This window comes from Flagellimonas hadalis, from assembly GCF_007785775.2.
In the GTDB taxonomy this organism is placed as follows: Bacteria; Bacteroidota; Bacteroidia; order Flavobacteriales; family Flavobacteriaceae; genus Flagellimonas; species Flagellimonas hadalis.
Genome location: NZ_VNIK02000003.1, coordinates 258,193 through 273,291, shown reverse-complemented (window position 1 = coordinate 273,291; position 15,099 = coordinate 258,193). Strand labels below are relative to the sequence as shown.

The following is a 15,099-nucleotide window of genomic DNA, read 5'->3' as shown; positions in this document are numbered from 1 at the left end:
TGGTCAGACCTTGACATAAATTTTCTTTTTGTCCATAATATAGCCCACTACCCAACAGGTGAGCATGACCCAAAGGGCGAACAACAACGAGCCCATATATCCGCCCGACCATGAAATGAAAACATTATCGGCAATCCAACGGTAGAGTGTAGAGCCATTCATCTCTATGGAAAACAGGCTGATCACGAACAATTCCGATAAGAGGTAGATGAAAAGGGTGTTCTTGCCAAATACTTCAAAAAAGTAGCTCCAACCCTTCATTTTTTTCATATCGAGGATATAGATGAGAGTGGCGATGGCAAACAGGTCAATCCCACACGTAAGGAGCACAAAGGAGCTTGTCCACAGCTTTTTGTTGATGGGAAGCAATAGGTCCCAGGCCAAACCTGCAAAGACAAGGGCGAAACCAACCATCATCAACTTGGAGATGGTCTCAAAATTTTGACCGTTCTTTTGAATGAACCTTCCGGCAAGAAAACCGATGATCACATTCACAATGGCAGGCAAAGTGCTCAGCAATCCTTCAGGATCAAAGGCGATGCCCTCCCCGTGGTACATATGATTTGGGCCGATGAGCCATTCATCCAATTTGAGGACCGCATTCCCGGTAAGGGTAAGGTCGCCAAAACCGATCAAGATCAAATGGTAGGCCACCAAAAAGGCCAAACTCAACCAAATGACCGTTCGGGTCTTCACAAAGTGAAGGATGATGGAAGCGAACATATAGCACAGGGCAATGCGCTGCAATACCCCAAAAATTCGGGTCTCGGAAAGCGGTTTCAGTTGGCCGTCATCAAAAAATGGGAACCAATACATCAAAAAACCGAGCAAGAAAATCAGGGCGGTGCGCTTCAGTATTTTTTTGAAAAAAGCCGCATTTCCCATGGCCTCATACTTTTTCATGCTGAAACTCATCGAATTTCCCACCACAAAAAGAAATGTGGGGAAAACGAGGTCGGTCAGCGTAAACCCGTTCCAATCGGCATGGAGCAAGGGCGAAAAAGTAGTGGAACCGTTCCCGGGAGAGTTGACGATGATCATCAGTGCAACATCGAGTCCCCTGAACACATCCAGGGAGAGGTATCGGTTTTTCAATTCGGTCATGGTCGGGTAGTTTTTTAGAAGCATCCAAGTTAAATTTTTTTTAATTGGACGGCGGCATTTAGGGTAAAAATTTCATTATTGTTGCTTTCCTGTGGGTTCTGTGACTGAGTTGTGATTTTTGGGGAATTATTTGGTTAAAACCCATTTATATGAACCGTAAAACCCGTATTTTTGACAAAATTTTCCATAAAGTTTTGGAGAAATAGGAAGAATGGACAAATATTCATTTTTAAATGCAGCGCACACCTCTTTTTTTGCTGAGTTGTACGATAAATACCTAACGAGTCCCGATAGCATTGAGCCCAGTTGGAGGGCTTTTTTTCAAGGTTTTGACTTTGGACTGGAAAGCTCGTTGGAAGATTTGGGGTTGGAGCCCGAAAAAAACGGAATGGTCGTCCTGTCCAACGGGAAACAAGTGGAGATGCCCGAGACCCTTCAAAAGGAGTTTCAGGTCATCCGTTTGATCGATGGTTACCGATCCAGGGGGCACCTGTTCACCAAGACCAATCCGGTCAGGGATAGAAGAAAATATGAGCCTACTTTGGATATTGCCAATTTTGGGCTGTCGCAGGACGATTTGGAGACCGTTTTCGATGCAGGTAAGATACTCGGCATCGGACCAGCTTCCCTCAAAGAGATCGTGCGGCATTTGGAGAGCATCTACTGCGACTCCATCGGTGTGGAATATATGTATATCCGAACCCCGGAACGCATCCAATGGATACAGGATTGGCTCAACGTCAATGACAACCACCCCAATTTTACGCCTGACGAGAAGAAGAACATTCTCCGAAAACTGAACGAAGCGGTTTCCTTTGAGAGCTTTTTGCACACCAAATATGTGGGTCAGAAACGCTTTTCATTGGAAGGTAACGAATCGTTGATCCCCGCTTTGGATGTGATCATCGAAAAGGCCGCGGATCAAGGGGTGAAACAATTTGTGATGGGGATGGCCCACAGGGGTCGCTTGAACGTGCTGACCAATATTTTTGGAAAATCGCCAAAGGATATTTTCAGCGAGTTCGATGGAAAGGATTACGAAGAGACCATCTTTGATGGCGACGTAAAATATCACTTGGGATGGACCTCCATGCGCGAGACCGATTCAGGAAAGATGGTCAATATGAACATCGCCCCGAATCCTTCACACTTGGAGACCGTGAACTCCATAGTGGAGGGGATTGCCCGGGCAAAACAAGATCATGACCACAAGGACAATAACTCCGAAGTGCTCCCCATATTGGTGCACGGCGATGCTGCATTTGCAGGTCAAGGAGTTGTTTACGAAGTCATACAGATGGCCCGCTTGGACGGATACACCACCGGCGGTACCATACATATTGTGGTGAACAACCAAATTGGGTTTACCACCAACTATTTGGACGCAAGATCGTCCACGTACTGTACCGATGTGGGCAAGGTCACCCTTTCCCCCGTACTCCATGTGAATGCAGATGATGCCGAGGCAGTGGTGCATGCAGCTACCTTTGCGTTGGAGTATCGGATGCGATACAAGAGGGATATTTTCCTCGACCTATTGGGCTACCGTAAATACGGTCACAACGAAGGCGACGAGCCCAAGTTTACCCAACCCTTGCTGTATAAGGCCATATCCAAGCACGACAATCCAAGGGACATCTATGCGGCAAAGTTGTTGGCTGAAGGGGTCATTGACAAGGACTATGTGAGTAAACTTGAGGAGGAATACAAAAGCAATCTGGAGGAAAACCTGATGGATTCCCGAAAGATAGAGAAGACCAGGATCACCCCGTTCATGCAGGACGAGTGGGAAGGTTTTGAGCAGGTGACCGAAGAGGTGATGCTGTCTCCCATGGACACCACTTACGACATCAAGAAGCTGGATGCGATAGCCAAGAGCATCACGGCACTTCCAAAAGGGAAAAAATTCCTCAGGAAATTGGAGCGTTTGGTGGAAGCCCGCCAAACCATGTATTTTGAGGACAACAAGCTCGATTGGGCCATGGGCGAACTTTTGGCCTACGGTTCATTGATTGAGGAAGGGTACGATGTGCGGATGACCGGACAGGATGTGGAGCGTGGTACGTTTTCCCACAGGCATGCCGTCATCAAAACGGAGATGCACGAAGAGGAAGTGGTGTTGCTCAACGAACTGGGTGAAAATCAGAACGGCGAGTTCCATATCTACAACTCATTGCTTTCCGAATATGCCGTAATGGGCTTTGATTATGGCTATGCCATGGCAAGTCCCAAGACGCTGACCATCTGGGAGGCCCAGTTTGGGGATTTCAGTAATGGAGCGCAGATCATTATCGATCAATACCTATCGGCCGCTGAGGATAAATGGAAATTACAGAACGGTTTGGTGCTGTTGTTGCCCCACGGATATGAAGGCCAAGGTGCGGAGCACTCCTCTGCCCGTATGGAACGTTACCTACAGCTTTGTGCCAAGGATAACATGTACGTTGCCGATGTGACCACTCCGGCCAACCTGTTCCATTTGTTGAGACGACAAATGAAAGCTGGTTTCAGGAAACCATTGGTGGTCTTCACGCCAAAAAGTTTGTTGAGGCATCCCAAAGTGGTATCCACAAAAGAAGAAATGGCACAGGGAAGCTTCCAAATGGTAATTGACGACGAAGAGGCGAAAACTTCAAAAGTGAAGAGCTTGGTGTTCTGTACCGGAAAGTTCTATTACGATCTTTTGGAAAAAAGGGAGGAACTGAAAAGGGACGATGTAGCTTTGGTACGAGTGGAGCAATTGTTCCCATTGCCAGCGGACGAAATGCGCGGCATCATCAAGAAATACAAAAATGCGGACGATATTGTTTGGGCCCAGGAAGAACCAAGGAACATGGGGGCTTGGGGCCATATGTTGATGCATATGGACGAGGCCAAGCAATTTAGGGTGGCATCCCGAAGATTTTATGGGGCACCTGCCGCAGGAAGTGCGGTGCGTTCCAAGAGACGTCATGCCCAAGTGTTGGAGTATGTCTTCGACAAGGGTAAGGACAATATGTTAATTCGATAAAACAAGTATAAACTACAATAGGAATGGTTTTAGAAATGAAAGTTCCCTCACCTGGGGAATCCATTACAGAGGTCGAAATCGCCGAATGGTTGGTTGCCGATGGTGACTATGTGGAGAAGGATCAGGCCATAGCCGAGGTGGACTCGGACAAGGCAACATTGGAGCTTCCCGCAGAGGAAAGCGGGATCATCACCCTTAAGGCAGAGGTAGGCGACGCCGTGGCCGTTGGCGAAGTGGTATGTCTGATCGACACCAGTGCCAAGAAACCAGAGGGCGATGCGCCAAAGGCCGAGAAAAAAGAGGAGCCCAAAAAGGAAGAGCCCAAAGAGGAACCCAAAAAGGCCGAGCCTAAAAAAGAGACGTATGCTTCTGGCACACCCTCTCCGGCCGCCAAAAAGATATTGGATGAAAAAGGCATAGAACCTTCATCCGTTTCCGGATCTGGAAGGGATGGACGTATCACCAAGGAGGATGCTGCAAAAGCGGTGCCTTCCATGGGAACGCCAACTGGTGGTAACCGTGGTGAGACCCGTTCCAAATTGTCCATGCTCCGCAGAAAAGTGGCCGAACGTTTGGTGGCCGCCAAGAATGAGACCGCCATGCTCACCACGTTCAACGAGGTGGATATGTCGGCTATTTTTAAATTGCGCGATCAATACAAAGAAGAATTCAAGGACAAACACGGTGTAGGGCTGGGATTTATGTCCTTCTTCACCAAAGCGGTGATCAGGGCATTGCAGATGTACCCTGCCGTAAATTCCATGATCGATGGCAAGGAAATGATCTCGTATGATTTCTGCGATATCAGTATTGCCGTATCAGGCCCCAAAGGCTTGATGGTGCCCGTGATCCGAAACGCGGAAAACCTTACGTTTAGAGGTGTTGAGGCCGAGGTAAAACGATTGGCACTTCGTGCCAGGGACGGACAGATCACCGTGGATGAAATGACAGGTGGCACCTTTACCATTTCCAATGGAGGTGTCTTTGGTTCCATGTTGAGCACACCGATCATCAACCCACCCCAAAGTGGTATTTTGGGCATGCACAACATTGTGGAACGCCCCATTGTAAGGGATGGAGCCATTGCCATAGCGCCCATCATGTACGTGGCCCTTTCATATGACCACCGGATTATCGATGGTAAGGAATCTGTTGGGTTCTTAGTGGCCGTGAAGGAAGCTTTGGAAAGTCCAGAGGAATTGTTGATGGATGGAAACGTGAAAAAAGCGTTGGAACTATAATAGTAGGACTGGTTTTTTTTATATAAAATCACCCCTAAAGTCCCCTCAAGGGGACAGTCCAATCTGAAAAAAATGGAGTATAATTCCCCCTTTGAAGGGAGTGCGGGGGATGTAAAATTAAATGTCTTTACTTTTTTAAGTAGAGGCATTTTTTATTGTAGTCGATGACGGCCTTTCCCTTTTTCAGTACATCGGCCCCGATGATGCCATCCACAGGAAGGGCCTTGTGCGAGACCAGCGCTTGGTTCACGTGCACAAGGTCGAAGAGCACGATTTTCAGTTTCCCTTTCTTCCAGTCCCCGATCTGGATCTTGTTTTTCGAGGAAATGAGGGTTTCCATTTCAGTGGCACCTGCTCCGGCCGCCTTGATATCGGTAGCTTCGGAGGCCATCCGGAAAAAATCGATTTTATCCATCCCCACACAGGTGTTCGAAGCTCCGGTGTCCAAAATGAATTTGCCCGAAATGCCATTGATCTTAGCGATGATTTCAAAATGGTTGGTCTCCGTGAATACCAGTGGTATGCGGATATAGCTTTTGGATGTGAGAAATTTTTTGAGTGATGCCATAAGTAAACTGTCCCCTTGAGGGGACTTTAGGGGTGTATTATTGGGAACAATGTTTTGGGACGACTAAGATAAACCTATTTTTGTGTTATGATTGATTTCAACTTAAAGAAGGTAGTAGCTCCATTTTTAATTATTGCCATGTTGGTGTCCTGTGGGGATGCTCCAAAGAAATTGGATAAAAGGGCGATTGCTGAAAATTATATCAAAGCATTGAATGCATCAGATTTTGAGCAATTGGTTGGACTGTTCCAAGATAGTGTTCGGTTCAACGAAATGGAATACATACGAACCTTTGACAAGGAAAGTTACCATTCATTGTTCCAATGGGATTCTGTTTTTAACCCTAGATATGAGATTTTAGATATTAAGGAGAAGGGCGAAAATCTTCATTTGACTATTTCAAAAGAATGTGAACGCATCCGTTTTTTGCATGAGGGTCCTTTTATTTCCAGCGAAATCATGAACATAAAAGAAGGTAAAATCCATAGTATTGATATTGTGGAGTACGTTGATTTCAATGATTCTTTGTGGGGAGCCAAACGGGAAGATCTGGTGTCGTGGATTGAAGTCCATTATCCAGATTTAAATGGTTTCATTCACGATCAGACCAAACAGGGAGCGATGAATTACCAAAAAGCCATGGCATTTTATAGAAATAGGACAGACTCGATACCTGTCCGACAAGAGATTGAACAATGACCATTACCGACACCCATACCCATTTATATAGCGAAGCATTTGTGGAGGACCGTGGTGAAATGATGCAACGAGCCCTGGATGCCGGGGTGAAGCGTTTTTTTATCCCCGCCATCGATTCCACCTACACCCAATCCATGTTGGACCTTGAAGCCAACTATCCCGAGAATGTCTTTTTGATGATGGGACTGCACCCCACCCATGTCAAGGAGAATTACAAGGTAGAACTGGCGTTGGTGGAAGAGTGGTTGTCCAAACGGAAGTTCTATGCGGTGGGGGAGATAGGCATCGACCTATATTGGGACAAGACCTTTTTGAAAGAACAACAAGAAGCTTTTGTGTACCAGATCCGCTTGGCCAAAAAGCACCGACTGCCCATCGTGATCCATGGACGGGATTCGTTCGACGAGATCTTTGAGATTTTGGAACAGGAGAAAAGTGATGATCTTTTCGGAATTTTCCATTGTTTCACAGGAACCTTGGAGCAAGCGCACAAAGCCTTATCTTACAATATGAAATTGGGTATTGGGGGAGTGGCGACCTTCAAAAATGGCAAGATTGACCAGTTTTTGGATCAAATCGATTTGAAACATATTGTACTGGAGACCGATTCGCCCTATTTGGCCCCGGCCCCCTTTCGAGGAAAGCGCAACGAGAGTTCTTATATATTAAAGGTATTGGAGAAACTTTCTTCGTTATATGGCATGCCGGAGGAAGAGATCGCGGCGATTACCACAGCAAATTCCAAGGACATTTTTGGCATCTGACCTATGCAAAAGAAGACCAACATACTGCTGATCTATACCGGGGGCACCATCGGAATGGTGAAGGATTACCAGACCGGGGCGCTGAAAGCCTTCAATTTTGACGAGCTCATCAAGAACATTCCCGAATTGGACCAATTGGACTGCACCCTAAAGGGTGTTTCCTTTGAAAAACCTATCGATTCCTCCAACATGAACCCTGATTATTGGGCGCAGATCGCCTCGATCATAGAGGAGCATTATGCGGAAAACGATGGTTTTGTGGTGCTGCATGGGAGCGATACGATGAGCTATTCGGCATCGGCACTCAGTTTTATGCTGGAGCATCTGGACAAACCGGTCATTTTCACGGGATCTCAATTGCCCATCGGGGACCTGCGGACAGATGCAAAGGAAAACCTGATCACCTCCATAGAGATCGCTGCCCTTCAGGAAAAGGGAAGGTCAGTGGTGCAGGAGGTGGGGCTCTATTTTGAGTACAAACTCTATCGGGGCAACCGCACCACCAAGATCAATGCGGAGCATTTTGAGGCCTTTGCATCGCTCAACCATCCACCTTTGGTGGAATCGGGAGTCCATCTGAAGGTGCACCATACCCATTTGATCAAACGGCCGATCAAGAACAAGATGTTGACCGTCCACAAAGAGATGGACAATAGGGTGGCCGTACTCAAATTATTTCCCGGATTGAACCAAAATACGCTTCACGCCATCTTGAACATTCCCGACCTGAAAGCCTTGGTCATGGAAACCTATGGTGCGGGAAATGCTCCAATGGACGATTGGTTTTTGGAAGAATTAAAAAGAGCTGTTAAAAAAGGATTACATATAATTAACGTTACCCAGTGCTCCGGAGGCAGTGTCTCCATGGGGCACTATGAGACCAGCGAAAGGTTAAAGGAAATGCAACTGATTAATGGAAAGGACATTACAACGGAAGCGGCCATAACAAAGGCCATGTACCTTTTGGGCACAGGGGTTCCCGACAAGTTGTTCAAGACAATTTTCGAGACACCGCTCCGTGGTGAAATGGTGTAAAATTAACGCGTCAAATTTCTATAACTGATTATTTTTTCGTTTATTGGTCGGCCTAAATGAAGGAATAGAGAGGTGGCCGAGTGGTCGAAGGCGCACGCCTGGAAAGTGTGTATACACCAAAAGTGTATCGAGGGTTCGAATCCCTTCCTCTCTGCAAGGTATTTTAGTTTTTCAATTATAAAATTTTTATATCTTTAACATTATTAACTAACTAAATTTAAGTTTTAAGTAAAATGAAAAAAATATCCTTTACTCTGGCTGCTGCCGGAATGTTTGTGATGGGAACTACAACTGCATCTGCAGCAATGTTGCAAGAAGAAGCTGAAGCCAGCAAAGGTTTCACCCAGGTATTGAAAGAACAGTTCATCCAAGGAGGTCCTGCCTTCATGGGTATCGTACTTCTTTGTTTGATATTGGGATTGGCAGTTGCTATCGAAAGAATTATTTATTTGAACTTGGCTACTACCAATACCGCCAAATTGAAACAAAAAGTAGAGGATGCTTTGGCTTCCGGTGGTGTTGAGGCTGCAAAAGAAGTTTGCAGAAACACCAAAGGACCTGTTGCTTCCATTTTCTACCAAGGATTGGATAGGTCAAGCGAAGGATTGGAGTCTGCTGAAAAAGCGGTTGTTGCCTACGGAGGAGTACAGATGGGACAGTTGGAGAAAAACGTTTCTTGGTTGTCTCTGTTCATCGCCATTGCCCCGATGCTTGGGTTCATGGGTACGGTAATCGGTATGATCCAGGCCTTCCAGAAAATTGCTGCAGTAGGTAACTTGAGTGCCTCTTTGATCGCTGGTGACATCCAGGTGGCGTTGTTGACAACGGTATTTGGTTTGATCGTTGCGATTATCCTTCAAATTTTCTATAACTACATCATTGCAAAGATCGATAGTATCGTAAATGACATGGAAGACGCCTCCATCGCCTTGATTGACATGTTGGCTGCTCACAAGAAATAAGTACGAATCAAAATCTATCGGGAATCATGAATAAATTAATAAAAATAGCACTCATTGTAATCGGGTTGATCGCAGCCGTTCTTTGGTTCTCATTACCATCGGCAGAAGATCCGAACGCAATAAGCAGCGGGGCGATGAACTTTATGTTCATCATCATGTACATCTTGCTTGCAATAGCGGTGGTGGCATCCCTGTTTTTTGGATTGACAAAATTGCTTTCCACACCTGGAAGCCTTAAGAAGGCCCTGTTCGGCATTGGTGGATTGGCCATTGTCGTTTTAGTGTCCTATGGACTTTCTTCCAACAACGCACCTGTGGTTGAGGAAATGGCCAAAAGAGGTATCGAGACCACTGAGGGAACTGTAAAGAACATTGGAATGGGATTGAATGTATTCTTCATCCTTACCGTTGTAGCGGTAGTTCTGATGGTTTTTCCAGGCTTGAAAAAAATGTTTGTAAAGTAAAAGTTTGAATTATGCCTAGAAGAAAAGGAGCACCGGAAGTAAATGCCGGTTCCATGGCGGATATCGCGTTCCTCTTGCTTATCTTTTTCTTGGTGACCACCACCATAGAAACGGATGCAGGTCTGGACCGTATGTTGCCGCCCATTGAACCGCCAGAAGAGGACGTCATAATCAGACAGAAGAACATCTTTACGGTGAACATCAATAAAAATGGCCAACTTTTGGTCGAGGACGAACTGATGAACCTTAAGAATCTGAGGACAGCAGCCATCGGATTCCTAGAGAACAATGCAGATGGATCTTGTACTTATTGCAAGGGAAAGAAAGATCCAGCTTCGTCCGACAACCCAACAAAGGCCATCATTTCACTAAAGAATGACCGTGAGACCAAATACAGCACCTATATCACTGTTCAGAACGAATTGGTAGGTGCATACAACGACTTGCGTAACCGTGAGGCACAAAGGTTGTATCAAAGGGACTTTACGGATATGGAGTCGGAATACTTGAACCCGGAGACGCCCTCCAGTGTTAGGGACGAACTCAAGGATAAAGTGAAGCGGATCCAGGATATGTTTCCGCAAAAGCTGTCCGAGGCAGATACATCAACCAACTAAAACTTAGATTGACATGGCAAAATTTGCAAAAAAGAAAGAAGGTGACCTGCCAGCGGTATCAACTGCTTCATTGCCAGATATCGTATTCATGTTGCTGTTCTTTTTCATGACGGTGACCACAATGAAGGACAGTTCGCTATTGGTTGAAAATACCCTTCCGAATGCAACCGAGATCAAAAAGTTGGAAAAAAAGGATAGGGTGATCTATATTTTTGTAGGCAAGCCTACACAGGAATATCAAAAGGTTTTCGGATCAGAGCCAAGAATCCAATTGAACGATAAATTTGCCAATGTGGACGAAGTAGGTTCATATATATTGGCAGAGCGTGCAAAGAAACCTCAAGAGCTTCAAAACGTATTGACTACTGCATTGAAAGTTGATAAGAATGCCAATATGGGTCTTATCACCGATATCAAACAAGAATTGAGAAAGGTAAATGCCCTTAAGGTGAATTATACCACCTATGAAGGAGATGCATTTAACAATCTACAGTAGGCAATAGCTTAGATTTAGTGGGAAACGCTCCAAATTATATTTGGAGCGTTTTTTTATTCCCATTCTTCACCCATTTGATTTCCCTGGATCTATTTGGAACGGTTGTTGTAACTCTTTGCTAATGAGAATCAACACCAATTGTTAATCCAATCAAACTCTTTAATTATGGGAAGAACCAGAGAAAACCCAGAGGTGCATGCAGGCTCCATGGCGGACATTGCATTCTTGTTATTGATCTTTTTCTTGGTCACCACAACCATCCAAACCGATGTGGGCCTTGACCGAAAACTACCCTCCGATGATGTCATCAACCACATCAATGTAAATGAACGTAATGTGCTTAGGATAAGCCTCAACAAAAACGATGAGTTGTTTGTTGAGGACCGTGTTCTGAAGATTGATGAGCTAAAGCGGCTGGCCGTTGCCTTTTTGGACAATGGCGGGGCAACCGAAAACCAACTGCGCTGCGATTACTGCAAAGGAGCACGAGACCCCAAATCTTCCGACAACCCCCAAAAGGCCATTATTTCGCTTAGCAGCGACCGGGATGCCTCCTATGGTACGTATGTTCAGGTTCAAGACCGATTGGCTTTGGCTTATCGAGAACTGCGGAATAGGGAAGCGCAACGTCTTTTTGGGCAGGATTTCACGGTAATGGAAGAGAAGTTCTATGCAGCCGAGACCAAAGAAACTGAAAAGGCAACTCTTAAGGCGAACATAGAACGCATACGGGAAATGTTTCCCCTGAACATTACCGAAGCTGAATTGAACGTTCAATCACAAAAACTGGCACAATGAGCACATGGAGAAACCATCAAAGAGCGGAACCTGCAATCTCGACCGCCTCATTGCCCGATATCGTCTTCATGCTCTTGTTCTTTTTTATGACGGTGACCACGATAAACAATAGTGAACTCTTGGTGGACAATGAGCTGCCCGAGGCCACAGCGGTCAATAAACTGGATAAAAGGGACAGAATTATTGAGATTTATGTGGGCACGCCCAAGAAAAACCTGAAAAAGGTGCTGGGAACAAGTGCACAGATCCAATTGGATGATCGCATAGCGCACTTAAACGATGTGGTTCCCTATGTTTTGGGAGAGCTTTCAAAAAAGCCTGAGGCTGTTCGGAATTTTGTGACGGTCTCCATGAAAGTGGACAAGAGCGTCAAAGTAGGTGTGGTTTCCGATATCAAAAAGGAGTTACAAAAAGCCCATTTGTTCAAAGTGAACTACACCACCTACCAAGGCAATGATCCCAATTCGGGGTTTTAAGTTATAAACCTGGCCTTAAAAAACAATCCAAATGCTTAATTTGGGTTGTTTTTAGTTTAGGAGTGTTTTTATAATGAGCCGGTACCAGATTTTCATTTCATTTTTGATGGTCTTCTCCTTGGGTATTGCCCAGGAGCAACCTACAGATTCCGTCCAATTGGATTCGCGTTATCTTGAAGACCAATTTTATATTGGTCTCGGGTACAACGTTTTGTTGGGTAAGCCTTCGGGGGTCGTGCAACGGAGCCTCTCCTATAACCTTCAAGCAGGATTTATCAAGGACATTCCCCTCAACCCTAGAAGAAATTTTGGTGTGGGGCTTGGTTTGGGCTACGCCGTCAATTCCTATTATTCCAATGTGATTGCTACCGACCAGGGCAATGATGTGCTGTATGAGGTCATGGACGAATCTGAGTTCAAGCGCAACAAATTGGAGACCCATGCCATTGAGGTGCCATTGGAACTGAGATGGCGTACCTCCACGGCGGAGGAATACAAGTTCTGGCGCATCTATGCGGGGGCCAAGTTGGGCTATGTTTTTTCCGGCAGGTCACGTTTGGTCATGGAGGAAGGGAGCGACGGGTTCAACAATAAGGACATTGAGCAGCTGCAGTATGGACTTATCCTCAATTTTGGGTACAATACCTGGAACGTTCACGCCTATTATGGACTCAATCCGATATTGAAAAATGGAACCGATCTTCAATCTGGGGAATCCATAGATTTCAAGGTACTACGGATAGGGGTAATTTTCTACATCCTATAGCCAATACTTCAGAATGATCAATTGGGAACAGCACCCTATCAGGAAGCCTATCAACAGTTCGTTCCGTGTATGTGATTTAAGGTAGAGCCTAGAGGTGGCCACGAGTCCGGTCAGTAAAGTGAACAAACTGATGGCCAGGGTAATATTGGTCTCAAAATGGATGCTCAGCCCAATCATGAACATAAGGATGCTTCCCATGCCCAAAAGATGAATACTGGTCTTAAATTTGATGAAAAGCAAGAGGAGTGCCGTCCCAGTGGCCGTCAAAAGCCCTGTGAAAAAGTAAAAGAGTTCGTGTACGTAATTATTCGGGATGACTTTGTACAGTATCATCAAAAATATGATACAGCTGATATAGAGCGGGTATTTCCGTTCCTGGATGGTGGGCAGGAAAATGGAACTGATCACCCCTAAATTTTTCAAGATCAAAAAGAAGATGATGGGGATGATGACCGTAAGGATAAAAATGGGGACAATGTTGCCGCTTTGCATCTCCAAAGTGCTGTAGGGAGCAACAAAAAAATAAAGAATGGTACCTCCAATGGGAATGAACAACGGGTGAAAGATGTACGAGATGATGTTATAGAAATGGCGCATCAGATCTGCTTTCTTAGCCTGGCCACCGGAATGCCCAGTTGCTCCCGGTATTTGGCAACGGTGCGCCTTGCGATGGGATAGCCCCTTTCCTTTAGGATCTTGGCCAATTTATCATCCGTCAACGGCTTCTTTTTCTGTTCGTCACCGATCACGGTCTCCAATATCTTTTTGATTTCTTTGGTGGATACGTCCTCTCCCTGTTCGTTCTTCATGGCTTCGGAGAAAAAGTCCTTGATGAGCTTGGTGCCATAAGGGGTGTCCACATATTTGCTGTTGGCCACCCGCGATACCGTTGACACATCCATATCGATTTTGTCCGCAATGTCCTTAAGGATCATGGGGCGCAGCTTTCGTTCGTCACCGGTCAGGAAATACTCCTCTTGGTAGTCCATGATGGTACTCATGGTCACGTATAGCGTTTGTTGCCGTTGTTTGATGGCGTCAATGAACCATTTGGCCGCATCCAATTTCTGTTTGATGAACAGTACGGTATCCTTCTGGGATTTACTCTTTTCCTTTGCGTTCTTGTAGCCTTCGAGCATATTGCTGTACTCTTTGGAAACATGGAGTTCTGGAGCGTTCCGGCCATTGAGCGTAAGTTCCAGTTCCCCGTCCACGATCCTGATGGAAAAATCGGGGACAATGTGTTCGATGATCCGGGTACTGCCGGAATACGAACCGCCCGGTTTGGGATTCAATTTTTCTATCTCGGCAATGGCATCCTTGAGCTGATCCTCGCTGATGTGGTGCTTCTGGGCCAGTTTGGCGTAGTGCTTCTTGGTGAACTGGTCAAACGACTTTTCCAAGATATTGATGGCCAGTTCCACGGAAGGTTTTCGCTCTTTTCGTTTTAATTGAAGGATAAGGCATTCATCCAAAGATCGTGCGCCTACACCTGGGGGGTCCAAGTCCTGCACGATTTTCAGCACGGATTCTATCTTGTCCTCATCAACATAGATGTTCTGCGTAAAGGCAAGATCGTCCATAATATCTGGAAGTGGCCTTCGTATGTAGCCGCTCTCATCCACACTGCCCACCAAGAACTCGGCAATGGCCCATTCCTCATCATCCAGATAGAAAGTGTTCAGTTGGTTGATCAAATATTGGTTGAAGGAAATTCCTGCGGCATAGGGCACGCTCTTTTCCTCATCGTCCGCACTGTAATTGTTGGCCTGTGTCCTATAATCGGGAATCTCGTCATCGCTCAGATAGTCATCAATGTTGATCTCATCGGTGTCGATGGTCTCACTGTCCGAACTGTCGTCATAGGTGTCCTCATAAACATCGTCCACAATGTCACTCTCCTCTTTCCCACTTTCGAGGGCAGGGTTCTCCTCCAGCTCTTGTTTCAGCCGTTGCTCAAATGCCTGTGTGGGCAATTGGATGAGCTTCATGAGCTGAATCTGCTGTGGAGACAGTTTCTGGGAAAGCTTGAACTGTAGGTGTTGTTTCAGCATAGGGATTGGTTTACAATCGTCCTTCCTTATAAAGTTATGAATTCA

Annotated in this window: 16 protein-coding genes and 1 tRNA gene; 13 read left to right on the top strand and 4 right to left on the bottom strand. The window is 45.7% G+C overall.

Annotated features, from left to right (window positions below; all coding sequences use genetic code 11):
• Positions 1-3: 3 nt before the first annotated feature.
• Positions 4-1,104 carry an acyltransferase family protein gene (locus FOT42_RS07430; RefSeq protein ID WP_151889936.1) on the bottom strand — a complete coding sequence of 367 codons (1,101 nt, stop codon included), beginning with the start codon at positions 1,102-1,104 and terminating at the stop codon, positions 4-6.
• A gap of 211 nt (positions 1,105-1,315) precedes the next feature.
• Between FOT42_RS07430 and FOT42_RS07425 the strand changes: the two genes are divergently transcribed.
• Positions 1,316-4,114, top strand: a complete 2,799-nt coding sequence (locus FOT42_RS07425; protein WP_151889935.1) for a 2-oxoglutarate dehydrogenase E1 component — start codon at positions 1,316-1,318, stop codon at positions 4,112-4,114.
• A 23-nt stretch (positions 4,115-4,137) separates the two neighbouring features.
• Positions 4,138-5,355 carry a 2-oxoglutarate dehydrogenase complex dihydrolipoyllysine-residue succinyltransferase gene (gene odhB, locus FOT42_RS07420; protein ID WP_151889934.1) on the top strand — a complete coding sequence of 406 codons (1,218 nt, stop codon included), beginning with the start codon at positions 4,138-4,140 and terminating at the stop codon, positions 5,353-5,355.
• A 127-nt stretch (positions 5,356-5,482) separates the two neighbouring features.
• Here the strand turns inward: odhB and FOT42_RS07415 are convergent, their stop codons facing one another.
• Positions 5,483-5,923, bottom strand: a complete 441-nt coding sequence (locus FOT42_RS07415) for a retropepsin-like aspartic protease family protein (RefSeq protein WP_151889933.1) — start codon at positions 5,921-5,923, stop codon at positions 5,483-5,485.
• A gap of 87 nt (positions 5,924-6,010) precedes the next feature.
• On the opposite strand from FOT42_RS07415, the gene FOT42_RS07410 reads away from it, so the two are divergent.
• From FOT42_RS07410 to FOT42_RS07360, 11 genes are all read left to right on the top strand, one after another.
• Entirely contained in the window at positions 6,011-6,622 is a 612-nt protein-coding gene (locus FOT42_RS07410) for a hypothetical protein (protein ID WP_151889932.1), read from the top strand.
• Positions 6,619-7,386, top strand: coding sequence for a TatD family hydrolase (locus FOT42_RS07405; RefSeq protein ID WP_151889931.1), 768 nt, complete (start codon positions 6,619-6,621; stop codon positions 7,384-7,386). The genes FOT42_RS07410 and FOT42_RS07405 overlap by 4 nt, the downstream gene beginning before the upstream one ends.
• 3 nt (positions 7,387-7,389) lie before the next feature.
• Positions 7,390-8,421: an asparaginase gene (locus tag FOT42_RS07400; RefSeq protein WP_151889930.1), complete on the top strand. Its 1,032-nt coding sequence runs from the start codon at positions 7,390-7,392 to the stop codon at positions 8,419-8,421.
• Positions 8,422-8,487: 66 nt separating this feature from the next.
• Positions 8,488-8,575, top strand: a tRNA-Ser gene (locus FOT42_RS07395).
• A gap of 79 nt (positions 8,576-8,654) precedes the next feature.
• Positions 8,655-9,383 carry a MotA/TolQ/ExbB proton channel family protein gene (locus tag FOT42_RS07390; RefSeq protein ID WP_108424961.1) on the top strand — a complete coding sequence of 243 codons (729 nt, stop codon included), beginning with the start codon at positions 8,655-8,657 and terminating at the stop codon, positions 9,381-9,383.
• Between the two features lie 26 nt (positions 9,384-9,409).
• Positions 9,410-9,847 carry a hypothetical protein gene (locus FOT42_RS07385; RefSeq protein WP_151889929.1) on the top strand — a complete coding sequence of 146 codons (438 nt, stop codon included), beginning with the start codon at positions 9,410-9,412 and terminating at the stop codon, positions 9,845-9,847.
• Between the two features lie 11 nt (positions 9,848-9,858).
• Positions 9,859-10,464, top strand: coding sequence for an ExbD/TolR family protein (locus FOT42_RS07380; RefSeq protein WP_151889928.1), 606 nt, complete (start codon positions 9,859-9,861; stop codon positions 10,462-10,464).
• Between the two features lie 13 nt (positions 10,465-10,477).
• Positions 10,478-10,960, top strand: coding sequence for an ExbD/TolR family protein (locus FOT42_RS07375; RefSeq protein WP_151889927.1), 483 nt, complete (start codon positions 10,478-10,480; stop codon positions 10,958-10,960).
• Between the two features lie 165 nt (positions 10,961-11,125).
• On the top strand, positions 11,126-11,758 hold the full coding sequence (locus FOT42_RS07370) for an ExbD/TolR family protein (RefSeq protein ID WP_151889926.1): 633 nt from the start codon (positions 11,126-11,128) through the stop codon (positions 11,756-11,758).
• A complete protein-coding gene (locus tag FOT42_RS07365) occupies positions 11,755-12,234 on the top strand; it encodes an ExbD/TolR family protein (RefSeq protein ID WP_151889925.1) in 480 nt (159 codons plus the stop codon). Before FOT42_RS07370 ends, FOT42_RS07365 begins: the two co-directional genes overlap by 4 nt.
• Positions 12,235-12,307: 73 nt before the next feature.
• Positions 12,308-13,000: a porin family protein gene (locus FOT42_RS07360; RefSeq protein ID WP_151889924.1), complete on the top strand. Its 693-nt coding sequence runs from the start codon at positions 12,308-12,310 to the stop codon at positions 12,998-13,000.
• On the opposite strand, the gene FOT42_RS07355 is transcribed toward FOT42_RS07360, so the two are convergent.
• Complete coding sequence (locus tag FOT42_RS07355) at positions 12,995-13,597, bottom strand: hypothetical protein (RefSeq protein WP_151889923.1); 603 nt, start codon at positions 13,595-13,597, stop codon at positions 12,995-12,997. The two genes, FOT42_RS07360 and FOT42_RS07355, sit on opposite strands and share 6 nt — an antisense overlap.
• A complete protein-coding gene (gene rpoN / locus FOT42_RS07350; RefSeq protein ID WP_151889922.1) occupies positions 13,597-15,054 on the bottom strand; it encodes an RNA polymerase factor sigma-54 in 1,458 nt (485 codons plus the stop codon). Before rpoN ends, FOT42_RS07355 begins: the two co-directional genes overlap by 1 nt.
• Positions 15,055-15,099: the final 45 nt, after the last annotated feature.